The following is a 24,533-nucleotide window of genomic DNA, read 5'->3' as shown; positions in this document are numbered from 1 at the left end:
CGCGGTGCGCCCCCCGATACAGTGCCCATTGCGGCCCCGCGGGCAAGACGCTAGGCTCCTGCCGGACGTTTCGTGAAAGAGCAACGGGGGCTTGGCCGTCATGTGGCAAACAGTTTCGAAATCCAGATCGATTATCGCGGCCCTGGCCATGTTGCCGGCGTTGGCGGCGTGCGGCGAGCCGCAACCCGGACCGGACCGGGAAAGCATCGACGACAAGGCGAAACGCATCGCGGCGGAGACCATCATCATCGACACCCATATCGATGTGCCCTACCGCATCGATCAGGGCGGCTGGCAAACGGTGACAGACAGGACCGACGGCGGCGATTTCGACTATTTCCGCGCGGTGGAAGGCGGCCTGAACGCCCCCTTCATGTCCATTTACACCCCCGCCCCCTTCGGCGTGTCCACCATTGCCAAACAGCATGCGGAGACGATGATCGCCATTGTCGAACGCATGGCGCGGGAAGCGCCGGAGCGCTTCCGCCTGGCCACGTCGGTGGCGGATGTGGAAGCCGCCTTTGCCGACGGTGTGATCGCCCTGCCCCTCGGCATGGAAAACGGGTCCCCGATCGGGCGGGATCTTGCCAATCTGGACTATTTCCACGGGCGCGGCATCCGCTACATCACGCTGACCCATTCAAAACCCAATCAGATCGCCGATTCCTCCTACGATGAAAACAAGCCCTATGACGGTCTGTCGCCTTTTGGCGAGGACATGGTCCGGCGCATGAACACGCTGGGCATCATGGTCGATGTCAGCCATGTGTCCGATGCGGCCTTCTGGGATGTGATGGCGATCACCCAGGTGCCCGTCATCGCCTCCCACTCATCCGCGCGGCATTTCACGCCGGGGTTCGAGCGCAACATGTCGGACGACATGATCAAGGCGCTGGCCGACAATGGCGGCGTGATCATGATCAATTTCGGCTCCAGCTTCCTGACCGAAGCCGCCAACACATACCGCTCCAGGCTTGCCGCGGCCTATGAGACCCATCTGGTGGAAAACGGGCTGGAGGCCTCGGACGCCGTGCGCAACGCATTTTCCGCGCGCTTTCAGGAAGAAAACCCCTATCCCTTTGCCGGCATCGACGATGTGCTGGACCATATCGACCATGTGGTCGCGCTGACAGGTGTGGAAACGGTTGGCATCGGGTCGGACTATGACGGTGTCGGCGACAGCCTGCCCGTCGGCCTCAAGGATGTGAGCTATTACCCGAACCTGATCACCGGGCTGCTGCAACGGGGTTATTCGGAAGCCGATATCAAGAAGATCCTGTCCGGCAATCTGCTGCGCGTGTGGCGGGTGGTCGAGGCGTACGCGGCGGCGGATACGGGGCCGGCGCAACCGGACGTCCCGGCGCAACCCGAAGCCACGCCACAGCCCGAAGCCGCGACACAACCCGAAGCCTAAAAACAGCCCGAAGCCTAAACAGCCCAAAGCCAGGCCAGACCGGGACGTCCGGCGAGGGATACCGCCGCCGCGCACGGCACGGTATACGGTCCGGCGGCCATACCCGCTGCAATAGCAATTGACGCGGGCGTCATGCTGGTCAATCCTGCTGACCGGGAGAGGCGGCAGCGCGCAGGCGGCATGGAAAAGACTGGACCCATGCCCGGCCTGGGGGGCCGAACAAGGGAAGCTTCATGAGGGATGTTGTCCACGGCGGCGCAATGGCGCCGCCCCAACGGCTGCGCCGTTACACATTGTTTATTCTGACAATCGTCTACGCCTTCAATTTCATCGACCGCCAGATTCTGGTGGTGATGCAGGAACTGATCAAAACCGACCTGGGACTGAACGACACGCAACTGGGTATGCTGTCGGGCCTTGCCTTTGCCCTGTTCTATACCGTGATCGGCATACCCGTCGCCTGGATGTCGGATCGGACCAACCGGCGCGATATCATCGCGCTGGCGCTGGCGATCTGGAGCGGGATGACCGCCCTGTCGGGCCTGGTGCAGTCCTTCTGGCAACTGGCGGCGGCCCGTGTCGGCGTCGGCGTCGGGGAAGCCGGGTGCAGCCCGCCGGCCCATTCGATGATTTCCGACCTGTATGAACCGAAGCGGCGCGCCACCGCGCTGTCCATCTATTCGTCCGGGCTGTATCTGGGCGTGCTGCTGGGCTATCTGCTCGGCGGGTTTCTCAGCGAGGCCTATGGCTGGCGCACCACCTTCCTGATCCTGGGCATCCCCGGAGTGCTGCTGGCCGTCCTCTTGCGTCTGAGCGTGCCGGAACCGGTGCGGACCCTTGGCGGTGCGTCCGAGGATACGCGCCCCGGCTTTGTGGAAAGCCTGCACTATGTGGCGGGGCTGAAATCCTTCCGCTATTTCGCGCTGGCCTGTGCCATGTCGGCTTTCTTCAGTTACGGCACGGGCAATTTCATGGCGTCCTTCCTGATCCGCTATCACGGCTTTTCCGTCTCGGAGGTGGGCATCGCCCTGGCGCTGACAGGCGGCCTTGGCGGCATGGCGGGGACTTTTCTCGGCGGCTATCTGACGGACCGGGTCGGCAGGCGGGATGCGCGCTGGTATCTGTGGCTGCCGGGGATCAGCGCGGTGCTGGCGGTGCCGCTGGCCCTTGTCGCCTTTAACGTGGAGGGGACGGCGATCGTCCTCGGCACCTATCTCCTGGCGGCGATCCTAGGCACCATGTATCTGGCGCCCAGCATCGCGGTCGCCCACCGCCTGGTGGAGCCGCGCATGCGGGCGGTCGCCTCGGCGCTGCTGTTCTTCGTGCTGAACCTGATCGGTCTCGGGCTCGGCCCGCTGATGGTCGGGGGTATCAGCGATATCCTGCGGGAAATGACGGGACGGGAAAGCCTGCGCGAAGCCCTGACCATCGCCGTCAGCATCGTTCTGGTGAAGGCGCTGCTGTTCTGGCAGGGCGGGCGGAAACTGCCGGAAGATCTGCAAAAACGCGACAGCTAGGGACACGGGCGTGTGCGGCGCGCCGCACACGCACCGCCTGAAGCAGTGCGGTATTCAGGCCGCTTTAGAAGACCAATTTGCATATGCAAATTGTATATGCAAATTGGTCCTCCGGCCCGGCGCGACAGCCGTCAAAATCATGGGCGCCGGCGCGGACGATGCTGGCGAAAAAAAGCGGGACGTTACTGCGGGCATCAGGATGAACGCCTGGAAAACAAAGGCGTTTACACCGGGCGACTTCGAAGTCCCCGGTTCCTTCCACCGTTCGGGGTTTCGCGCCAAGGGGTGACGCGTGCCCGTTAGCGACACTCAGACAGCACCACTCAGGCAGCACCACTCAGGCAACACCACTCAGGCCGGCACCGTTCGGCGAGGGATGAAGCGGGCCGCCATTTCGGCAACGCGTATCCCCAGGTGAACGCCGGTTTCACGGTCGCCTTGCGTCAAGCCGTGATCGGCGTCCACATCGACAGGCGAACGGCTTACCGCGCCCAGATAGGCGCCGGTGGCATTGCGCGCACTGTCGATATCATCGTGACGGGCGGCGCATCCGGTCGCCAGGCCAAGCGATACCCATGTCATGCCATGCTGAGCGGCGAACACCACCATGGCCATCAGTGTGGAGAGTTTATCGCCGGCATAGCCGCCGGAATTGGTATATCCGGCCGCAATCTTATTGGACCAGGCTTGTTCCAAATACTTCCCGGATGTCAGCTCCATGAATTTTTTCATGTCAGCCGATACGGTGCCCATATAGGTGGGGCAGCCCATGATGATGGCGTCGGCCCGATCGATCTCCTCCATCCGGCTTTCCGCCTCAGCGACAGGGACGTCGATGACACTGGCATGATCAACCTTTTGAACGCCTTCGATGACAGCCTTTGTCAACCAAAGTGTGTGACCGTACCCGGTATGATGAACGACAGCGATCCTGGACATCTTCTTTCACTCCTGGGCGTTGCGTTATTGTTCCTGTGACGATTTCCGCGGCGACCGCGCGCGGAACCTGTCCGCTTGCCTGTCGGCGAACCAGTCGATGACCTTTGGGGTGAAGCCGGCCGGCGCCTTCGCCGATACGCTGTCATTCAGATCGGAGAGCGTCACGCGGGCCAGTTCTTCACGCATCTTCTCTTCAGCGTCGATCATGACCTGATGAATGGCGCAGAGGCCGCTTCCGGCCCAGGCCGGCGCTTTTTCTCCGAAAAGCGCGCAATTCACACGGATGTTCCTGCATTGGAAGATGGACTTGCGCCCTTCGACCGCGTCAACGACGTCCAATACCGAGATGTCGGACGCGGGACGGCTGAGGCGAAAACCGCCCTTTGCACCCTGCGTGGACGACACGATACCGGCGCGTTCGAGCGACGTGAAGAGCTTCGCCACATAGCTCGGTGAGATGCCCTGAAAGTCAGCAAGGTCGCGGGACCCCGGAGAATGGGCTGTCTCGCCGTCTGTCAGGAACAACAGGCAATGCAGCGCATATTCCGTTCCAGCGCCAAAATGACTCATTTTAAACTCCGACTGGTTTTATCTAAGTTCAAACTACGATTTTTTTAGTCGGAGTCAAATGCATTCCTTCAAGTATGGAACAATCGAGAAAGAAGAGCGGTAAGGATCCCTGTTTCACCCAATTGAAACCCAATCGGGTTCAGCCGTGACTCCAAACCCTTAGCTCCCTAAAACGCAGCGCCGTGAGAAAGGCGGTTGCGTTCACCTGCCGATGCCCGCTATCTAATATAAGCAATCAACCGCTTATATTGAAATGAGATCCATGGAGGCCGGATGTGTCCGATCCCGCGTTGATAGACCTTCGAAACGTTTCAAAGCGCTACAGGCGGCCTGACGGTCCTTCGTTCGATGCCCTCAAGGGCGTGACCTGCTCGATCCCGGCAAGCAGTATGACCGCGATCGTCGGTCGTTCGGGCAGCGGCAAATCCACATTGCTCCACCTGATCGCCGGTCTCGACCATCCAAGCACCGGTTCGGTGGACGTGTCGGGCGTTTCGCTTGGGGCCCTAAGCGAAGACCGGCTGGCGAAATGGCGCGGCTCGCAAGTCGGTGTCGTCTTCCAGTTCTTTCAACTGTTGCCCACCTTGACGATCCTGGAGAACATCCTGCTCGCCATGGATTTCGTCGGGGCCGTCCCGGCGCGGGACCGCCGCAGCCGTGCGCTGGCCTTGCTCGATCGCGTCGGCATCGCCGACCAGGCCGACAAACTGCCCGGCACGCTGTCGGGCGGCCAGCAACAACGCGCGGCCATCGCGCGCGCCATCGCCAACGATCCGAAGCTCCTCGTCGCGGACGAACCGACGGGCAATCTGGACACGGACTCCGCCGCCACGGTCATGGGCCTCCTGACCGCGCTGGCCGACGATGGGCGCGCCGTCATCGTCGTCACCCACGATAACGATGTCGCGGCGCGCGCGGACCGCCTGATCCGCCTGTCCGACGGCATGATCGTCGAAGACAGGGCAAAGCAGGACAAGACCAGGGTCGGGGCGCAATGAGCCCGCGCGTCAGGAAGGTCGCCGGCGATCTGACCGGGCAGCCGGGGCGCGCGCTTCTCGTCTTCCTCGCCATCGCGCTCGGCGCGGCGGCGTTCACCGTCGCCCTCGGGGCGCGGTCGGTTCTGCTGCGCGAGATTCCCGCGAGCTTCGCCACGGCAAAGCCGCCCGCCGTCGTGGTCTGGCTTGAGGATGTGGACAGCCAGATTCTCGAAGACGTGCGGGCACTGCCGGGTGTCGTCGACGCCGACGCAAGGCGGCTGGTGCGCGCACGGGTCGAAGTGACGCCTGGGGATTGGCGCACATTGCTGCTGTTCGGCGTGCGGGATTTCGCCGATCTGCGCGTCTCGGCATTCGCGGCGCTGGAAGGTGGGTGGCCGCCTGAGCGCGGCGCGGTCCTTGTTGAGCGATCCGGGCTGCCGGTGCTGGGCGCTGTTACGGACGTTGGCCCGAACGCCAGCGTCGGCGACACCATTACCGTGCGGGTTCCAGGCGGTGCATTGGCGTCCCTGCCGATCCGGGGCGTCGTGCACGATCCCGCGCTTGCGCCCGGCTGGCAGGACAACGCGGCTTACGCCTACGCCAGCCGCGAAACCCTGGCCGACCTCGGCCTCGGCGGCCATCTGGACGAACTGCGCATCACCGTCGCCGATGACATGGGGAGCGACCGGTCGGTTGCGGCGCGTGTCGCCGATTCCGTCGCGGACTGGCTGGCTGAGGCCGGTCACGATGTCTCGCGCGTCGAGGTTCCGCCACGCCGTCATCCGCATGCCGATCACATGACGACGATGCTGCTGCTCCTCAGCGTGTTCAGCGCGCTGGCGCTGGTGCTGAGCGGCGCGCTGGCGGCGAGTGTTATCGCCGCCTTCCTGGCCCGGCAGGCCCGCCAGATCGGCGTGATGAAGACGATCGGCGCGCGATCATCGGACATTACCGCGATCTATCTCGCCATGATCGCCGCTCTCGCCGCGCCTGCCGTGCTGCTGGGTCTTGGCGCGGGTTTGCTCGGCGCCCGGTCGTTTTCGACCTATGCCGCACAGCAGCTCAATCTCGATGTGGCCAGCTATGCGGTGGGGACCACGACCTTGCTGGCGATCGTCGGCATCGGCCTGGCCGTGCCGCTTGTCGCCGCCGCGATCCCGATTATCCGCGCCGCGCGCATGCCGGTGCAGAAAGCCTTGCAGGACCCCGGCATCACAGCGCCCAGGACACGCGGGCGCGCCAAAACACTATTGGGCAGCCTGCTGGGAGGATTGGGGCGGCCCACCGTGCTGGCCGTGCGCAACAGCTTCCGCCGCCCCGCGCGGCTTTGGCTGACGCTGTTCGCCCTGGCGCTGGGCGGCGCCGCCCTCATGACCGCCGCGAATGTCCATGTCAGCCTGATCGCCGCCGTCGACCGGTCGCTGGACCGCCGGGGCGATGACATCGACGTTCGGCTCTTGAGGCCCGTCGACGCCGCGCCCATTCTCGCCGACATCAACGTCCTGCCGGGCGTCTCCCGTGCGGAGGCCTGGGGCGGCGCTCTGGTTGCGCTGAAGACGCAAGAGAGCGCCGACCGGAGTCGCGGGCGATACGGTCTTTTGGCGCCGCCGGCCGACACCGCTTTGCTCGATGCGCCGATCGTCGAAGGACGATGGCCCGAAGCGGCGCAAATCGGGGAACTGGTCGTCAACCGCAACCTTCAGGCCATAGAACCCGCGCTGGTCATCGGGGCCGACGTGCAACTCGCGCTTGGCCCGCGTTCGGTGAATGGACGCATCGTCGGCATCATCGAGGAGGTCGCCGAGCCGTCGCTTTACACGAACCCGCCCACCTTCGCCGAACTGGCGGGCGCCGACGGCCTTGCCGGCGTCATTCGGGTCGCAGCCGATCCCGGTACGGAAGACCGCCTTGCCAGTCGGATCGAGGAGGTGATCGTGGACGCGGGCTCCATGCCGGCGCTCCTGTTCACGCGCCCGGCCTTACGGCAGGCCATGGTCGACCACTTCGCGATCCTGCTGGCGCTGCTGTCGGCGGCAGCGCTCGCGGCCGTCACCGTTGGCGGATTGGGCCTTGCCGCGTCGATGGGGTTGAACGTCCTTGAACGGACGCGGGAGATCGGCGTCATCCGCGCCGTGGGCGCGCGCCCAGTGGCCGTGAGGACGATCATCCTCACCGAAGGTTACGCCATCGCGCTCGCCAGCGTTCTTCTTGCCGGCATCCTTTCGGCCCCCTTATCGATGGCCGTCGCCTATATTGTGGGGAGTCATGGTCTTCATCTGACCTTGCCGCTGGTGTTTTCGCCGATGGGCGTTCTGGCGTGGACCGTACTGGCCCTGGTGCTGACGCTGATCGCCTGTATCGGCCCGGCGCGGCGCGCCATGAGGACGCCGGTTTGTGACGCCATCGCCTATGAATGAGGCTGAAGGATAAATGGGACGCGCACGCACAGTCGAAGACGAGGACATTCTTAAAGCGGCCCGCCTGGCGTTTCTCGATCGCGGCCAACTCGCCACGACGCGCGAGATCGCCGAGGCGGCCGGCATCTCGCAGGCCGTGCTCTATCAGCGCTTCGGCTCCAAGGACGATCTCTTCTTCGCCGCCATGGCGCCGCCGCCGCCGGACCTTGACGGCCTGCTCGGCGACCCGCCGCGAGCGCCCGAGGAAACGGAAGCCTATCTCGCCGATGTCGCCGAGCGTCTGTATCGGTACTTTGAAACCGTGGCGCCGCTCTTCGTTCAACTGGCCACACATACGGCGTTCCGCGCCGATCACCTGGCCGACGCGCATCAGCCAATGATGGAGTCCGGTTTGGTCGGCGCCCTCGGCATACGGCTTGGCGACCTCGCCCAAAAGGGCCGCATCCGCAGCGGCGACGGAAGCGCCATGGCCGGGCTTTTGATTTCCGTCGTGCACGGAGAGGCCTTGTCCGCCGCTCTGTTGAAGACGCCACCCGATGGGGAGCGCCGGCGCGAAACGATACGGCTGCTCTGGCGCGGCCTCTCTCCGACCGGCACGAGCGAATAGCGCCACGCGCCAGCAACCCAAACACCGCGCCCGATTCTCCGTCCACGGTTTCGCGCACTGTTATGGTCGACGCGGTAGCTACGACGTCTTCTGAAAGTGACGTAGCGCGATTGCGTGTTCTGGCAGGTAACAGGAAAGAACGTCGCGTTTGGCACTGATTTATCGTAGGGCTATAGTGAGAACGTAGTGCGCATTTTTATCTCGCACGGCCCGCCATTTGCCGCCGATTGCCCGATATTCCACTCCGGCAGCTCGATGACCGCTTTACGGACAATGCTGCTATTGCTTTCGTTGGAACAGCAACCGAACTCCAGTGACTACGGAGGATGACCTTCAGACTGAGGGGCGTCGTCACAAATTTCGTACCAAGCAGGCTTCTCGGAAACAAACTCGTGAAATTGGTTCTTGAGGCCGGTTTCCGTGTCGAGCGCGTTAGCCGCAATCGGGAAACTGTCTTCCCCGGACAGGATTTCACCAAGAGAGGTGCCGCAGATTTTGCAGAAACACCTGCCATACTTGTAAGGGGCTTCCGGCTGATACAGCACTACCTGATCCTTGCCTCTAATCCACGTCAGTTCTTCTTTCTTGACGAAGACAATGGCGCTTGCGCCGGCCTTTCGGCACCGGGAACAATGGCACGTGCCCATCATGGACGGTTCGGACGCCAGTTGGAATTTGATAGCGCCACAACAGCAGCTTCCCTCAATCATCCCACAAATCTCCCAGTGTGGTGCATGCGACGAGAACAATATAGGAACATCTGGCGCGAAGCACAATGTCAAAAAAAGGCTCCAGCCGGTCATACGCGGCAGGCGCCCGGCAGGTTCACAGCCTGAATGTAGCGGCGTAGCGCTTGCGTATTGCTTGGCGGCACTGATCATTGCAGCGCACCGAACAGTCATGTCATCGTAGTGCGATGGCGAAGGAATAGTTCGTATTTCCATCACGCATGGCCCGCCGGTTTTTTACCTCACGCCGGGTCACTGCGTTCCAGGCTCCGATGGGGCGCGAAACTGTTGGCGGGCCGCCGTCGCTGCCTTGGCGGAGGTTTGAACAAGTTCTCTCACGCTCCGCCATATCAAATGTGCAATATTGTTTCCTGGGGCTTGCCACAGGCGCGGACAGTATGAGACAGAAGCAGACGTTGATATCTTTCGGTCGCCGCGAACGACCGCCACAGCCAAAGTCGTGCGTCCGTGTTACCATCATGATCAAACCGTTTCCGGAGGACACGCAATGGGACATCTGGATGGAAAGGTCGCGTTCATTACGGGGGCCAGTACCGGCGTCGGTGAGGCAACGGCACTGCGGTTCGCCGCGGAAGGCGCCAGGGTTTCCCTGATCGCGCGCCGGGAACAGGAAGGCGAACGCGTGGTTCGCGGCATTCAGGACCAGGGCGGAACGGCGATCTTTTTTCGGGCCGATGTCTCCAACGCGGAAGATGTCGACAGGGCGGTTGAAAAGACAGTCTCCGAATTCGGAACCCTGGATATCGGCGTCAACAATGCCGGCATCCTCGGGGAGATGGCGCCGATCATGGAGATGGACACCGAGAACTGGCTCAATGTCCTGAACATCAATCTCCACGGCGTTTTCCACGCGATGCGCGCCGAAGCGCGCGCGATGAAAGAGCGCGGCGGTTAATTGTGAACGTCGCGTCGATCAACGCGTTTATCGGGTCGCCCGGCGTAGCCGCCTACGCCACCTCGAAACACGCCATCCTTGGGCTTGCGCGATCCGCCTGCCAGGAATTCGCGCCCCATAAGATCAGGATAAACACGGTTTGCCCGGGATTGATCGATACCGATATGCAGCGCGACATCGCATCCCGTGTGGCGGGCGAGGATGCGGAGAATTTCGAGCACCCCCTTGTCGCGCGGACCCCCATGGGCAGGATGTCCGATCCATCGGAGATCGCGAACGCGGTCCTTTGGTTCGCTTCAGGGGAAGCGTCTTATGTCACCGGGTCCACACTGGTGCTCGATGGCGGGTTGACGGCATAGGAGCCGGGGGCCTGCCGGTGTCCGCTTTGGGTCCAATCGCACCCTGATGTGCCGCCGGCCGCCCTTACTGCGTCACCCGACATTTCGAAAAGCGGGCTGAATGGTATGGGTGGATTGCCCCTGAACCCCGTGCCCTGAAATCCCGCCTTCTAAACACCCGCCTTCTGAACACCCGCCTTCTGGGCCATAACGGGTTCAGGTGCGGGGCCGGCGGCTCCCTCAGGCCAGTTTCAGGGCGCGCAGGACCAGCGCGATCACATTCTCGCGGGCCGCGTCAAACTGGGCGGGGGTGAGCGGGGCGCCGTCGTTCATCGCCCGGATCTGGGCGTCATAATCGGCATAATATTGCGTCATCGCCCAGATCATATAGATCAGGGCACGGGCGGGCACGGGCGGCAACGTGCCGTCCGCCACCCATTTGGCGATCCGCGCTTCGCGCGCGTCCAGCCAGGGTTTGACGGTATGGCACAGATAATCCTGTATGAAGGGGGCGCCGCGCGCCATTTCGATCGCCCACAGGCGCGAGCCCTCAGGCCGCATGCGCGCCAGGTCCATTTTCGCGCCCACATAACCGCGAAACGCGTCCGCCGGGTCCGACATATCGTCAAAGGTGGCGGCCGCTTCCAGCCAAGTGTCGCAGATGCTTTCGATCACCAGGCGGTACAGGTCTTCCTTGGAGCCGAAATAATAATAGACATTGGGTTTCGGCACGCCGGCTTCCTCGGCGATCATGCCCATGCTGGCGCCCCGGAAACCGTGTTCGGAAAAGACACGCTCGGCCGCCTCGCGGATGCGGCGTTCATTTTCGCGGCGAATGGCGCCCTTGTGCCCGGCGGGTACGGTCTCGGTCAGCGCGGCGGATATCTCTGTGCTCTCGTCCCTCATAAGGCAGAGGTTATGCCGCCGAACATCCCGCCGGTCCACCGGAAATGGTCATGACGGTCAAGTTTTTGCATCAAACCGGCGGCAGAGGATGCGGCGATAAAAAACGCCCGGTGCCGAAGCACCGGGCGCGTATCCCTGAAGATCGTCAGGTTTTATACAAAGGCCCGTGGATCAGAAGCGGTAGCGCACACCGAACTGGATACGCCAGACGGACTGTTCCGGGCGCAGCGTGAAGCGGGACGTCGGATCGCGCAGATCACTGTAGACGAATTTGGTCTGTCCGCCCAACTGCTCGACATCCAGGTCGACAACAGGGATGGTGGCAAAAGCCGGTTCGTCGATATTTCCCATGTCGCTGTCGATGAAGTTCAGGACATTTTCCATGTCCATCCACAGTTCGATCTTGCCGAAACCGACCGGCACTTCCTGAGCGATGCGCAGGTCAAGCTGATCGACCCAGCTGGCTCGTTCGCCGTTGCGGTCAACGGTTTGACCGCGTTCCAAGCCCAGTTCGTCAATGAACTCGTTGAACTCGGCTTCGGTGATGCCGTCCAGCAGAACCGTCTTGGTCGGATCGTCATCGTCGACACCAAAAATACCGACTTCAGCCGTTGTCGGCACATACAGCAGGTGGCTGTCGCCGGCATCCGCATCGCGCGTGCCGCCGAATTGCAGGAATTCGTCGAAGGTCAGGCTGAACGGACGGCCGGAACGGCCATTGTATGCCAGGGTGAAGATGGTCTCGTTGTCGCCGAAGAATTTCTTCCGGTAGGAGCCGACCAGGGTCAGGTCATGGCGGATTTCAAACTGCGAACGGCCAACGCGGACATCGTTGCGGTCCGTGTGCGGCACGAATTCGAAGTTTGAAGACGCCCGGCTGCTGGTGGCCGGATTGACGACATCCACATCCGAGTAGGTGTAGGCACCGAAGAAGGAGAAATTCTCCCACTGTTTCTCGGCGGAAATGGCGTAGCTGGCCGACCGTCCTTCACTGGTGTTGGTCAGCAGCACATCGTCACCGCCCTGCGGGCCGTAGATCGGGCTGCCGTCCGGCGCGATGCCGACGGCACGGCCGCGACGGCGCAGTTCCGTCCACAGCGGTGCGTCCTCGGTTTCCGACCAGATGGCTTCCAGGGTGAATTTCCAGTCATCGCCGAGGAAACCCAGATCCTGGAAGCGCTCATAGGCGATGTTGAAACGCCACACCGACGGCAGATCGAAATCCGGATCGATAGCGTTCACCGTCGACACGGGCGAGGACGTCACACGGTCATTCACACCGGCCGGCAGGGTTGTCGGGTCCTGATTGTCGAGGAACCGGGCGATGTCCTCGGCAGACGCGGTTGCCCGGTCGACCTCGAAGCTGCCCACCGTCACACCGTCGGTGGAGAAGTTGTTGCTGATCCACACCAGCGGATCACCCCCGGCGAACAGGCCGGCACCACCGCGGACCTTCTGACGGTCATCGATCTGATAGTCGAAGGAGAAACGCGGCAGGATCAGGCTTTCGCCGTCAATCGTGGTCGTGTTGGTAAAGCCGTTGCGGTCGACGAAGAATTGGTTCTCAGCCGGTTCATCATCGGTGACGAAGGTCTCGAAGCGGATGCCACCGGTGAGGGTCAGGCGATCATTTACAGTCCAACGATCCTGTATGTAGGCTACATGATTTTGATACGAGAAATTCGCAGCCCCATCTATCGGGTTTCCAGTCGGAGCATTTGAATATGTAAAGGTATCGGCGATGCCGGCCTCATAATCGTCGATCGTGAGAAACTGCCAGACACCCAGACTGCTGGGTACGAACAAATTGAACACATCAACGGTGCTGAATTCATAACCGAAGCTGATGTTGTGATCGCCGGTCAGATAGTCACCCTGCAACTTGACCTGCCAGGTGTCGCTATTCAACTCATTCGCATGACGAAACTGGTCCGGCCCCAGATTGACGGAGGGGCCGTTCACACCCTGATCCGGGTCAAGGAAAACCTGGACATCACCAAAACCCAGGCCGCCTCGGGAAACCTGGCCCGTGACCTGCTCTCTGTAGGCGACTTTCATTTCCGTTGAGAAATTGTCGGTCCAGTCGGAAAAGACCTGAAAATTGTAGGCGGTCAGATCTTCCGAACGATCATAGAAATGCGACTCCAGCGCCAGTTCCTCGTCACGCTGGCTGTTGCCGGTGAACTGGATCTCGTTGCCCTCGGTCTGCTGGAAGGAGAAGAAGGCCCGGTGGTTTTCGTTGATGTTCCAGTCGATCTTGGCGAAGATTTTCTCGTCTTCTTCCTCAAGATTCGGCACATCGGCCGACAACGGGTCAAAGCCGTAGCGGTCCTGCGTGATGCCGCGGATGCGATCCGCGTCCGCCTGGGACACGCCGGGGATCTCATTGGCACGGCCGGAGCCTTCGGCGCCGAACAGGTTCGGGCTGGTGCGATCGAACTTCTCATAGTTGAGGAAGAAGAACAGCTTGTCCTTGATGATCGGACCGCCGAGCGAGGCGCCGTAGAATTCCTCCTCGAAATCGCCGAGGTCGACGTCGCGACCGTCGGACCGGTCACCGGCCAGGCCTTCATCGCGGAACTGGTAGAAGGCGGTGCCGTGGAACTCGTTGGTGCCGGACTTGGTGACGACGTTGATCAGACCGCCCTGGAACTGGCCGTTCTCGACATCGAACGGCGCGGGCGACGCGCCCACCTGCTCAATGGCGTCGTTGGACAGCGGCGACCGCTGGGTCGGAACGCCGGATCCGTTCAAGCCGAACACGTCATCCTGTTGAACACCGTCAACCACGATGCTGTTCAGGCGGTTGTTGGCGCCAGCAAAGGAGACCTGACCGTTGCGGAAGGAGACAAACGGGTTCAGACGGATAAAGTCGTAAAAATCCCGGCTGATCGACGGCAGCTCGCGGATGCTTTCAGCGGTGTAGGTGGTGGACCCGGCCCCTTGCAGGGTCTGCGCGACCCGCTCGGCGGTGACGGCGATTTCCTCAACCGAGCCGCCGTCGGCGGCGACGCTGAGACGCAGCGGCAACGCTTGGCCCACATTCAGGAAGACATTGGTCAGCGTCTGGCCGGTGTAGCGGTCCGAGCCGACAATCTCAACCGTGTAGGGGCCGCCCGGACGCAGGCCGCGTGCGACGAAGTTACCCTGTTCGTTGGTGACACGGGTGACGCGCGACCCGGAGGGCACGTGCACGACGATGACATCGACACCGACGGCGGGGGCACCACTGGCGTCGGCGACCGAGCCTGTGATTTGCGAGGTGATTTCCTGCGCGACGACCGGCGTGGCTGCCAGCGCCGCCGACAGCGCGACACCGCTGTAGAGAGCCGCTTTCAATTGGCGTTTCATTCCCTTAAGCTCCATAAAGCTGCACGTGACAGATGCATGCTGTTCATGGCGTTGAAGCAAGGCAAAAAGGACGTCCCTTTTCTTACCGAAGGACGCCCCAAACACTGGGGAGAGTACCCGCTTCAACCCGACTTGACCGATGGGTTAACATTCAGTCGGGGCGGATTATACGGAGATAGTTTACGACTACGAGGACTATTTATTACGAAAGACCAACATTTTTATTACACTTATGTTTCATAAGTGTTGTTATTCAGCAACTGTCAATACATAATTATTCTGAAAAATCTACCCGAATAGTTTCGAGGCTTCAAACTGTGTCCTGCAAGCCGCATATCGCTTTCGTAAATAATAAAATACTATCCAACAGCGTCCGTACCACCCGGCAAGGCAGGCCCGGGGCACTCTGTGTTCGGAAAACCATGATCATCGGAATAGGTCCGATCCGGACCTAAATACCGCCATAAACCGGCAGCGACACGCGCCGGGCGGACGGGCGGAAAACGCGCCTTTTACAAAACGCTGACCCCTTCGGGCAGCGGGTCAATACCCAGATGGCGGGCCACCGTCTGACCCACATCGGCAAAACTGTCGCGGCGCCCCGCATCCCCGCCCGCCACGCCGGGACCGAAGGCAATCAGCGGCACGAATTCCCGCGTGTGATCCGTGCCCTGCCATGTGGGGTCGCAGCCGTGATCCGCCGTCATCACGACCAGATCGCCTTCTTTCAGACAGGCGTGCAATTCGGGCAATCGGGCATCGAACCGTTCCAGGGCATCGGCATAGCCGGCCACATTGCGGCGATGGCCGTATTCCTGATCGAAATCGACGAAATTGACAAAGGTCAGCGCGCCGTCCGGCGCGTCCGCCATGCGGTCCAGCGTGGTGTCGAACAGGGCGTCGAGCCCGGTCGCCTTGTATTTGGGGCCGATGCCGCGATGGGCGAAAATATCGGCGATCTTGCCGACGGAAATCACCGTGCGTCCGGCCTGTGTCAACCGGTCCAGCAAAGTGTCGGCCGGCGGCGGCGTCGCCAGATCGCGGCGATTACCGGTGCGCACATAGGACCCGTCGGCGCCGACAAAGGGACGGGCGATGACGCGCCCGATATTGTACGGATCCACCAGATCGCGCGCGGTCTCGCACATGTCATACAGACGGGCCAGACCGAAATGCTCCTCATGGGCGGCGATCTGAAACACGCTGTCTGCGGAAGTATAAACGATCGGCTTGCCCGTGCGCACATGCTCATCCCCCAAGCGCGCGATGATCTCGGTGCCGGAGGCATGGCAGTTGCCGAGAACACCCGGCAAATCGCACCGCGCCACCAGGTCGGTGATCAGGCTGTCGGGAAAGGCGGGCACCGTGCGCGGGAAATAGCCCCAGTCGAAGCGTACCGGAACCCCGGCCATCTCCCAGTGGCCGGACGGGGTGTCCTTGCCGTTGGACAGTTCGGCACAGGCGGCGAAAACACCGTCCACGGGACCTTCATGGGCGAGCCCCTCGGGCACCCGTCCGGTGGCCAGGGCCGCCGCCCTGCCGAGACCCAGCCGAACCATGTTGGGCAGTGCCAGCGGTCCGGCCTGCGGGCGGTCGGCGGCGGTGTGACCGCTGGCACACCAGTCGGCGATATGGCTCAAGGTATCGGCCCCGACATCGCCGAAACGCTCGGCATCCGGGGCGGCGCCGACACCAAAGCTGTCAAGAACAAGCAGAAAAGCGCGCGCCATGGTCTTATCCCTTACCTGTTTGCGCCCGTGACAGCCGGAGCTACCGGGCCCGCATCCGCCCCGCTGATCGTCGCGGCGACAACCGGCACGGGGACCGGCGCCGTCGCGGACAGGCGGACGGCATTCCGCACCGCCGCGGCCGCATCCGCCGCCGCCGCGTCACTGCGGGCATGAACGATGGCCACGGGGTCATCCGCCGACACATATGTCCCGCACCCGCGCACATCGCACAGGCCGACACCGTGATCGACGGCCTGGGCCGGGTCCGTCCGTCCGCCACCCAGGGCGACAACGGCCATGCCGATGGCCCGGGTGTCCATGGCCGCGATAAAGCCGGCCCGGCCCAGCGTCACCGGCAGCACCACGGGCGCGAGCGGCAGATGCGCCGCCGCCCGCTCGACAAAATCGGCCGGGCCGCCCTGTGCCGCGATCATGCGGGCGAAAACCTCCGCCGCCGCACCGCCGTCGAGCGCGCCTGCCACCCTTGCCGCCGCATCATCCGGGGCAGACACCACACCGGACAGCATCAGCATATGCGCGGCAAGCGCCAGTGTCACCTCACGCAGGCGTGGCTCGGCCACGGCCGGATTGCGCAGGAATTCGACCGCCTCCAGCATTTCAACGGCGTTGCCGGCGGTGCGGCCGAGGACTTCGTTCATATCGGTCAACAGCGCCGTGACCGGCGTGCCCGCCGCCCCGGCCACCGCGACGATGCTGTCGGCCAGGCGGCGCCCGTCCTCCAGCGTCGCCATGAAGGCACCGTTGCCGACCTTGACATCCATCACCAGGGCATTCAGCCCCGCCGCCAGCTTTTTCGACAGGATGGAGGCCGTGATCAAGGGCACGGATTCCACCGTACCGGTCACATCGCGCACAGCGTAAAAGCGTTTGTCGGCAGGCGCCAGCTGCCCGGTCTGGCCGATAATGGCACAGCCCACATCGCGGGTGATCGCGGCGAAACGGTCCGTCGGCGGATAGGGGTCATAGCCGGGCACGGCTTCCAGCTTGTCCAGGGTCCCGCCGGAATGGCCGAGCCCGCGCCCCGAAATCATCGGTACAAAACCGCCGCAGGCGGCAACGATCGGCGCCAGCATGAGGCTGACCTTGTCACCAACGCCGCCGGTCGAATGCTTGTCGACGATCGGCGCGTCCACGTCAAAACCGAACCGCGTCCAGTCCATCACATCGCCGGAATCGCGCATGGCCAGGGTCAGGGCAGCGCCCTCCCCGGCGGTCATCCCGTTCAGAAACACCGCCATGGCGAATGCGGCGATCTGTGCATCGGTCACGCTGTTATCGGCGATGCCTTTCACGAAACGGTCGATCTGCGCTTCGGTGAGGGCGACGCCGTCGCGCTTGAGACGAATGATTTCCTGCGGCAGAAAAGTGGCCATGTTCATTCCCCCCTGACCTCGCCCACATTGGCCGGGCCGAAAGAATGCGGCAGCAGATCGCCGCATGTGGTGCGCAACAGCACAGTGCCATCGGGTCCGCAAATCGTCACGCCGGCCCCCGGCACGGCAAATTCGCGCAGGACCTGGCGGCAACCGCCGCAGGGCGTGCAGGCCTCGCCGGTGGTCGGTCCGACGACGACCACATGATCCAGTGCCCGTGCGCCCGCAAGCACCATGGCGGAGACCGCGCCCGCCTCGGCGCAGTTGCCGAGCGGGTAGGCGGCGTTTTCCACATTGCAGCCGGCAAAGACACGCCCGTCCACGGTGCGCACGGCAGCACCGACCGGGTGATTGGAATAGGGCGCATAAGCGGTCTGCCGCGCCGCCACGGCCGCCGCGATCAGGGCCGTCAGATCGTTATCACGGGTCATGTTTTTGGCGTGATGGATTTTTGCGTCATGGGTTTTGACGTCATGGGTTTCGGGCTCATCGTCTCGGGTCCTAGCGATCTTTTTCATACGGTACCCCGCTCGCGCGCGGCGGATCGATGCGGCCGACAAAGCCGGCCAGAATGACCACCGTCAGAATATAGGGCAGCATCAGCGTAAACTGGACGGGGATTTCCCCGATCAAGGGCAAGGGCGTGCCCTGAAGGCGTCCCTGAAGCGCATCGACAAATCCGAACAGAAGACAGGCCAGCAATGTGGGCACGGGCCGCCATTTGCCGAAAATCATCGCCGCCAGCGCCAGGAAACCCTTGCCGGCGGACATGTCACGGACAAAGCTGGCACCGAGACCGGTGGACAGCACCGTTCCGGCAAGACCGCAGAGAAAACCGTTGATCATCAGGGCACCGTATCTGAGGCCCGCGACCGAAATGCCGGCGGTGTCCACCGCTTCCGGGTTTTCGCCCACGGCCCGCAGGCGCAGGCCGAAGCGTGTGCCGTACAGGCCCCAGGCCACCAGCGGCACCACCGCGACGGTGGCATAGGTGATGAGATTGTGGCCGGACACCACTTCGACATAGACGGGCCCGATCAGGGGCACACCGGCCATCAGGTCGGCAAGGGGCAGCCGGATCGCGGCAAAGCGGGCGTCACTCATCAGCAGCGGCGTCTGCCCGCCCTTGTGAAACCAGCTGTTGGCGAGCGACGGCGCCAGACCGGCCACGGCGATATTGATCGCCATGCCCGAGACAATCTGATTGCCGCGCTGGGTGATGGCGACATAACCGTGCAGCAGCGACAACAGGACGGACAGGACAATCCCCGCCAGAAGACCGGCCCAGGCGGACCCGGTCAGGGCGGCGGCGGCACCGGCGGCAAAGGCCGCGCCCAGCATCTTGCCCTCAAGCCCGATGTCGACAACCCCGGCCCGTTCGGCAACCAACCCGGCAAGTGCCGCCAGGACCAGCGGTGTCGCCGTGCGGAAGGTGGAATCCGCCAGCAGCAGGATATCGGCGAACAGATCCATCAGGCCGCCCCCCGACTTTGTACACGGCTTTGTACACGGCCGCTGGTCCAGCGCCGGTAGGCCGCCGCTACCGGATCGCGGAACAGATGTTCCATGGCACCGGCGAACAGGATGACCACCCCCTGGATCAGCACCACCAGATCGCGGGTGACCTCGGACATTTCGAAAGCCAGTTCCGCCCCGCCCTGATAGAGCGCGCCGAACAACAGCGCCGCCAGTACGATACCCACCGGGTGATTGCGCCCCATGAAGGCGACGGCAATGCCGACAAAGCCGTAGCCCAGGGTGAAATTGCCAAGCAGCCGCAGCTGTTCGCCCAGCAGTTCGTTGAGCCCCATCATACCGGCGAGACCGCCGGCGATCAGCATGACCAGAATGGTCATGCGGTCCACCGCGATCCCGGCATAGCGGGCGGCATCGGGGTTTTGCCCGACCACGCGCAGCTCATAGCCGAACCGCGTGCGCCACAGGAGGAACCACACGGCCACCGCGCAGGCCAGCGCGATCAGGATCGAAACATTGAGGGGGCTGCTTTCAAAGGCGATGCCCAGACGGGCCAGCAGGTCATGCACATGGGCCAGATGCACGCCTTCGGGAAAATCGGCGCTTTCCGGCATCTGACCGCCAGGGCGCTGCAGGGGACCGACCAGCAGATAGGCGAGCAGGGACGCGGCGATGAAGTTGAACATGATGGTGGTGATGACGATATGGCTGCCCCGACGCGCCTGGAGATAGGCCGGCACCGCCGCCCAGGCCGCCCCGAACAGCGCCGAGAACAGAACCGCCATCACAATCGCGAGAAACGGCGACACCCCGCCGAACAGAAAGGCCGCCAGCGTCAGACCGAGACCGCCCAGCATGGCCTGTCCCTCGCCGCCGATGTTAAAGAGACCGCCGTGATAGGCAATCGACACCGCGAGCCCGGTGAAAATGAAATTGGTGGCGTAATAGAGGCTGTAACCGATCGCCTCCTGAAAGCCGAAGGCGCCGTAGACCAGCAGGCCGAGCGCCTCGAACGGGTCCTCGCCCAGGGCCCAGACGAAGAGGCCGGACACCAGGAATGCCGCCAGCAGGTTGAGCCCCGGCAGCACCACGACTTCCAGCACGAAGGGCAGTCTGCGTCGGGCGATCATAACGCGGTCTCCATGGACCGGCCGGCCATCATCAGGCCGAGTGTCTTTTCTTCCGCCCTGTTCACGGGCAGGATGCCGGTGATCCGCCCTTCGGCCATGACGGCGATGCGGTCGGATATGGCGATCAGCTCGTCCAGGTCGGCCGAGACGACCAGCACCGCCCTGCCGGCATTTCTGAGCGCGATGATCTGGTCGTGAATGCGGGTCACCGCGCCGATGTCGACGCCGCGCGTCGGCTGTCCGATCACCAGCAGCGCCGGTTGACGCGCCAGCTCGCGGGCGATGACGATTTTCTGCTGATTGCCGCCGGAAAAAGCGCCGATCGGCAGGCCGGGATTGCGCGGCCGCACATCCTGTGCCGCGAACATACGATCGGCCATGGCGGCAATATCGCCGCGCTTCAGGAGCGTGCCACCGGCGCTGACATCCTCCTCCCGCTGATAGCCGAGGATGATATTTTCCCGCGCCGTCATGCTTTCCACCACGCCGGTCTTCAGACGGTCCTCGGGTACATGGGCCATGCCCATCCGTCTGAGGGCAACAGGGTCCGTACCACCGGACGGCCCCGCGATCTCGACGTCGGAAAACAGGACGCGGCCCTGATCGACCGCGCGCAGGCCGGTGATCACCTCCAGCAATTCGGTCTGCCCGTTACCGGCAACACCGGCGATGCCGAGGACCTCGTGATCGTGCAGGTCGAAGGACACATCGTGCAAGCCCCGCGCCGAGCCGCTTGCACAGGAAACATTTTCAAGGCTGAGGCGGACGGCCCCGCCATGGGTCTCGTCGGCGACGACGGCACGCGTCACCCGCGTGCCCACCATGGCTTCGGCAAGGGCATCGGCGGAAGTGGCGACTGTCTCCAGATCGGCGACCACGCGTCCGGCCCGCATGACCGTCACCCGGTCGGTCACGGCCATGATCTCGTCCAGCTTGTGGGTGACGAACAGAACGGTCTTGCCCTGTCCCTTCAATTCGCGGATCAGGGCGAACAGCTGATCGCTTTCCTGAGGCGTGAGCACGGCCGTCGGCTCGTCCAGGATCAGAATGTCCGCGCCCCGGTACAGGGCCTTGAGGATTTCTGCGCGCTGGCGGACCCCGACGGGCAGGCCGGCAACGGGAACATCAAGAGGAATGTCAAACCCGAAGCGCTGTTCAAGAGCGTGCAGATTTTCCCGCGCGGCGGCCATGGCGCGGTCGAGACGGCGCCCGCCCTCAACACCCAGAATGATATTCTCCAGAACGGTGAAGGGTTCGACCAGCATGAAATGCTGGTGGACCATGCCGACGCCCACAGCCATGGCATCGGCGGGGCTGTGGAAGGTGACCGGCCGCCCGCGAACGGACAGGGTGCCGCCGTCGGGACGGTAAAAGCCGAACAGCATCTTCAGCAGCGTCGACTTGCCGGCGCCGTTTTCCCCGACAATGCCGTGCACGGTACCGCCTTGCACGGACAGTGAAACGGCGTCATTGGCCTGCACATCGCCGAACCGTTTGCTCAGCGATTTGGCTTCAATGGCGACGTCAGATGTCGCATCGGGGGCAACAGGCACCGCAGTGCCGCCGGGGCTATCGGACCGGTGCATGGGAACCCCACTTTTTCCGCGGTTCGCGACGGAGTGCTCTAATGGCTGACATTGGCACCGGCCGTATCACCGACGATGATATCGCCGCTGATGATTCGCGCGCGGATATCCTCCACACGTCTGCGCATCGCCTCGGGAATGAGGGCGGCGTTATGCTCGTCCAGGGCATAGCCGACACCCTCTTCCCTCAAGCCGCGGATTTCATGCCCCGCCGTCCACTGATCGCTGTGCGCCTCTGTCATGGCGTCATACACGGCCAGATCCACGCGCTTCATCATGGAGGTGAGCACATGGCCCGGCGCGACGCCATTCTGATTGCTGTCCACGCCGATGGCAAAACGCCCGCTGTCGCGCGCCGCCTGAATGACGCCGAGACCCGACGGTCCGGCGGCGGCGAAAATGATGTCGACCCCGCGCGTGTACTGCGCCAATGCCAGTTCCGCCGCCCGGATGGGGTCATTCCAGGCCACCGGTGTGGTGCCGATATAGTTTTCAACCATATCGATATCCGGACGGACATAGCGCGCCCCTTCGGCAAAGCCGCGTCCGAACCGGCGGATCAGCGGAATATCCATGCCCCCCATGAACCCTATCCTGCCGGTCTGACTTTTCAGGCCGGCGATCACACCGACAAGGAAAGATCCCTCATTTTCGCGGAAGGTGATGGATTGCACATTGGGCAGATCGATCACCGCATCCAGCACGGTAAAGCGCACATCGGGAAACTGGTGGGCGACATTGCGGATGGCGACCGCATAGCCGACGCCGACGGAGACGATCAAATCCGCCTTGCGCCGGGCAAACCGTTTCAGCGCCTGCTCATACTGGGTTTCACTGGTCGGTTCGAACTCGCGGTAGGCAATGCCCGTCTCGGCCCGGAAGGCGTCGGCGCCCCGGAAGGCCGCCTCGTTGAAGCTGCTGTCGAACTTGCCGCCGATATCGTACAGAAGCACGGGCTGAAAATCGCGCGCGGAGGCAATGCCGCCGGACAAACCGGCCGCCATCAGCAGCATACAGATGCAAATACAAAATCGTGCCGTCATCAGCCCCTTCCGATCACCGCGCGATAAAGCAGAAAAAAGCCCCGAAAACAAGAGATCAGCCAAACAAAACCTGACCCTTTGGTCAATCATTTTTCTTTAGCATATCGGCAAGCTGCGCTAAAGCACGACGGCAACGGGTCGACAAAGGCCGGGTCACCGCTTATTCAAACCTTTGGCTGACGGAAATCGCGTGTAGGACAGCCCATAAGAGCCATAAGATATTACACCGCAGGACAGGGGGAGACGTGCCCATGAGCGGAAACATCACTGTTGTGGAGCATCCACTGGTACAGCACAAATTGACGCTGTTGCGCCGCAAACAGGCCAGCACCGCGGAATTCCGCAAGCTGCTCTGGGAAATCGGCCTGTTTCTGGGGTATGAGGCCATGTCGGACCTGCCATTGGGTCGCGTGCCGATCGAAACACCGGTCAGTACCATGGAAGCACCGGTTATCTACGGCAAGAAGCTGGCCTTCATTTCGGTATTGCGGGCCGGCGACGGTCTGCTGGCACCCATGCTGGAGCTGGCGCCGTCGGCGCGAGTCGGTCAGATCGGCCTGTCACGCAATGAGATCACCCTGAAACCGGAAAAATACTATTTCAAAACACCCGGCAATCTTGACCAGCGCCGCACGATCGTTCTGGACCCGATGCTGGCGACCGGAAATTCCGCCGCATACGCGATCGACGAGATCAAGAAGGCCGGTGCCAGGGACCTGAAATTCGTATGTCTGCTGGCGGCGCCCGCAGGCGTGGAGACCTTTACCAAGGCCCACCCGGACGTACCGGTGGTCACGGCCGCCATCGATTACAGCCTGGACGACCACGGATATATCGTACCGGGGCTGGGCGATGCGGGGGACCGACTGTTCGGCACCAAGAAGGCTTGACCCCATGGATATCGTGAAGACCTATGTGACCGCGCAGGATCTGCTGACGGATTCCTTCCGGCTGGGCCTGAAGGTCCTTGAAAGCGGATTTCGGCCCAAGTTCATCGTCGGTGTCTGGCGCGGCGGCACGCCGACCGGCATCGCCGTTCAGGAAATCCTGGATTATTACGGGGTCAAAACCGATCATATCGCGATCCGGACATCCAGCTATGTCGGCATGCAGCAGCAGAAGGAAGTCAAGGTCCACGGTCTGGAATATATCATCAGCACCATAAATGCCGAAGACAGCCTGCTGATCGTGGACGATGTGTTTGATTCCGGCCGCTCGATCGATGCCATCATCAACCGCCTGCGGGAAAAATGTCGCCGCAACACACCGGAAGTGATCAAGATCGCGACGGTCTTTTACAAACCGGTCCGCAACGTAACTGACCTGAAACCGGATTATTATTGCCATGAGACGGACGACTGGCTGGTCTTTCCGCATGAACTGAGCGGTCTGAGCAAAGAGGAAATCCGGACCCAAAAGGGTCTGGAGCTGCCGGACATCGCCGTCTGAAGACGATACCGACGCGATCCTTTTTAAGGGCTTTTGGGGGAGTAG

At 62.6% G+C, this 24,533-nt stretch carries 21 protein-coding genes; 9 read left to right on the top strand and 12 right to left on the bottom strand.

Features of this window, described 5'->3' with window-relative positions:
• Window positions 1–100 precede the first annotated feature (100 nt).
• Window positions 101–1,414 carry a dipeptidase gene (locus tag BXY39_RS00350; protein ID WP_245998928.1) on the top strand — a complete coding sequence of 438 codons (1,314 nt, stop codon included), beginning with the start codon at window positions 101–103 and terminating at the stop codon, window positions 1,412–1,414.
• Window positions 1,415–1,647: 233 nt separating this feature from the next.
• On the top strand, window positions 1,648–2,931 hold the full coding sequence (locus BXY39_RS00345) for a spinster family MFS transporter (protein ID WP_121936860.1): 1,284 nt from the start codon (window positions 1,648–1,650) through the stop codon (window positions 2,929–2,931).
• Window positions 2,932–3,282: 351 nt separating this feature from the next.
• Here BXY39_RS00345 and BXY39_RS00335 read toward each other — a convergent pair whose 3' ends face one another.
• Together BXY39_RS00335 and BXY39_RS00330 are read right to left on the bottom strand one after the other, a co-directional pair.
• Window positions 3,283–3,870, bottom strand: a complete 588-nt coding sequence (locus tag BXY39_RS00335) for a flavodoxin family protein (protein WP_121936858.1) — start codon at window positions 3,868–3,870, stop codon at window positions 3,283–3,285.
• 24 nt (window positions 3,871–3,894) lie between these two features.
• Window positions 3,895–4,440, bottom strand: a complete 546-nt coding sequence (locus tag BXY39_RS00330; protein ID WP_121936857.1) for an RrF2 family transcriptional regulator — start codon at window positions 4,438–4,440, stop codon at window positions 3,895–3,897.
• Window positions 4,441–4,730: 290 nt separating this feature from the next.
• Between BXY39_RS00330 and BXY39_RS00325 the strand changes: the two genes are divergently transcribed.
• Genes BXY39_RS00325 through BXY39_RS00315 form a run of 3 tightly spaced genes read left to right on the top strand, consistent with a single transcriptional unit; the run spans window position 4,731 to window position 8,441 of the window.
• Entirely contained in the window at window positions 4,731–5,438 is a 708-nt protein-coding gene (locus BXY39_RS00325) for an ABC transporter ATP-binding protein (RefSeq protein ID WP_211332017.1), read from the top strand.
• Window positions 5,435–7,834: an ABC transporter permease gene (locus BXY39_RS00320; protein ID WP_121936855.1), complete on the top strand. Its 2,400-nt coding sequence runs from the start codon at window positions 5,435–5,437 to the stop codon at window positions 7,832–7,834. Before BXY39_RS00325 ends, BXY39_RS00320 begins: the two co-directional genes overlap by 4 nt.
• A 13-nt stretch (window positions 7,835–7,847) precedes the next feature.
• Window positions 7,848–8,441 (top strand): TetR/AcrR family transcriptional regulator, encoded by a 594-nt coding sequence (locus BXY39_RS00315; RefSeq protein ID WP_121936854.1) that lies wholly within the window; start codon window positions 7,848–7,850, stop codon window positions 8,439–8,441.
• Window positions 8,442–8,758: 317 nt separating this feature from the next.
• Here the strand turns inward: BXY39_RS00315 and BXY39_RS00310 are convergent, their stop codons facing one another.
• Entirely contained in the window at window positions 8,759–9,151 is a 393-nt protein-coding gene (locus BXY39_RS00310) for a GFA family protein (protein WP_121936853.1), read from the bottom strand.
• 526 nt (window positions 9,152–9,677) lie between these two features.
• On the opposite strand from BXY39_RS00310, the gene BXY39_RS19890 reads away from it, so the two are divergent.
• Window positions 9,678–10,085, top strand: a complete 408-nt coding sequence (locus BXY39_RS19890) for an SDR family NAD(P)-dependent oxidoreductase (protein ID WP_121936852.1) — start codon at window positions 9,678–9,680, stop codon at window positions 10,083–10,085.
• 2 nt (window positions 10,086–10,087) lie between these two features.
• The gene (locus BXY39_RS19885) at window positions 10,088–10,444 is read left to right on the top strand and encodes an SDR family NAD(P)-dependent oxidoreductase (protein WP_170163514.1); all 357 of its coding nucleotides are present in this window, start codon (window positions 10,088–10,090) and stop codon (window positions 10,442–10,444) included.
• 219 nt (window positions 10,445–10,663) lie between these two features.
• On the opposite strand, the gene BXY39_RS00295 is transcribed toward BXY39_RS19885, so the two are convergent.
• The 9 genes from BXY39_RS00295 to BXY39_RS00255 form a co-directional block, all read right to left on the bottom strand.
• The gene (locus tag BXY39_RS00295) at window positions 10,664–11,329 is read right to left on the bottom strand and encodes a TetR/AcrR family transcriptional regulator (RefSeq protein ID WP_121936850.1); all 666 of its coding nucleotides are present in this window, start codon (window positions 11,327–11,329) and stop codon (window positions 10,664–10,666) included.
• A gap of 171 nt (window positions 11,330–11,500) precedes the next feature.
• Entirely contained in the window at window positions 11,501–14,680 is a 3,180-nt protein-coding gene (locus tag BXY39_RS00290) for a TonB-dependent receptor (RefSeq protein WP_170163513.1), read from the bottom strand.
• 512 nt (window positions 14,681–15,192) lie between these two features.
• Window positions 15,193–16,410 (bottom strand): phosphopentomutase, encoded by a 1,218-nt coding sequence (locus BXY39_RS00285; protein WP_121936848.1) that lies wholly within the window; start codon window positions 16,408–16,410, stop codon window positions 15,193–15,195.
• Between the two features lie 11 nt (window positions 16,411–16,421).
• Window positions 16,422–17,804: a thymidine phosphorylase gene (gene deoA / locus BXY39_RS00280; protein ID WP_121936847.1), complete on the bottom strand. Its 1,383-nt coding sequence runs from the start codon at window positions 17,802–17,804 to the stop codon at window positions 16,422–16,424.
• A 2-nt stretch (window positions 17,805–17,806) separates the two neighbouring features.
• The gene (locus tag BXY39_RS00275) at window positions 17,807–18,322 is read right to left on the bottom strand and encodes a cytidine deaminase (protein WP_121936846.1); all 516 of its coding nucleotides are present in this window, start codon (window positions 18,320–18,322) and stop codon (window positions 17,807–17,809) included.
• Window positions 18,306–19,277: an ABC transporter permease gene (locus BXY39_RS00270; RefSeq protein ID WP_121936845.1), complete on the bottom strand. Its 972-nt coding sequence runs from the start codon at window positions 19,275–19,277 to the stop codon at window positions 18,306–18,308. The genes BXY39_RS00275 and BXY39_RS00270 overlap by 17 nt, the downstream gene beginning before the upstream one ends.
• Complete coding sequence (locus tag BXY39_RS00265; protein WP_121936844.1) at window positions 19,277–20,410, bottom strand: ABC transporter permease; 1,134 nt, start codon at window positions 20,408–20,410, stop codon at window positions 19,277–19,279. Before BXY39_RS00265 ends, BXY39_RS00270 begins: the two co-directional genes overlap by 1 nt.
• On the bottom strand, window positions 20,407–21,996 hold the full coding sequence (locus BXY39_RS00260; protein WP_121936843.1) for an ABC transporter ATP-binding protein: 1,590 nt from the start codon (window positions 21,994–21,996) through the stop codon (window positions 20,407–20,409). Before BXY39_RS00260 ends, BXY39_RS00265 begins: the two co-directional genes overlap by 4 nt.
• A gap of 38 nt (window positions 21,997–22,034) precedes the next feature.
• The gene (locus BXY39_RS00255) at window positions 22,035–23,039 is read right to left on the bottom strand and encodes a BMP family lipoprotein (protein WP_211332015.1); all 1,005 of its coding nucleotides are present in this window, start codon (window positions 23,037–23,039) and stop codon (window positions 22,035–22,037) included.
• 251 nt (window positions 23,040–23,290) lie between these two features.
• On the opposite strand from BXY39_RS00255, the gene upp reads away from it, so the two are divergent.
• Window positions 23,291–23,929 carry a uracil phosphoribosyltransferase gene (gene upp, locus BXY39_RS00250; protein WP_121936842.1) on the top strand — a complete coding sequence of 213 codons (639 nt, stop codon included), beginning with the start codon at window positions 23,291–23,293 and terminating at the stop codon, window positions 23,927–23,929.
• Window positions 23,930–23,933: 4 nt separating this feature from the next.
• Window positions 23,934–24,488 (top strand): phosphoribosyltransferase, encoded by a 555-nt coding sequence (locus tag BXY39_RS00245; protein ID WP_121936841.1) that lies wholly within the window; start codon window positions 23,934–23,936, stop codon window positions 24,486–24,488.
• The last annotated feature ends 45 nt before the right edge of the window (window positions 24,489–24,533 follow it).

It is taken from the genome of Eilatimonas milleporae, from assembly GCF_003688555.1.
Classification (GTDB): Bacteria; Pseudomonadota; Alphaproteobacteria; order Sphingomonadales; family Kordiimonadaceae; genus Eilatimonas; species Eilatimonas milleporae.
This window is presented reverse-complemented; position numbering and strand designations above follow the sequence as displayed.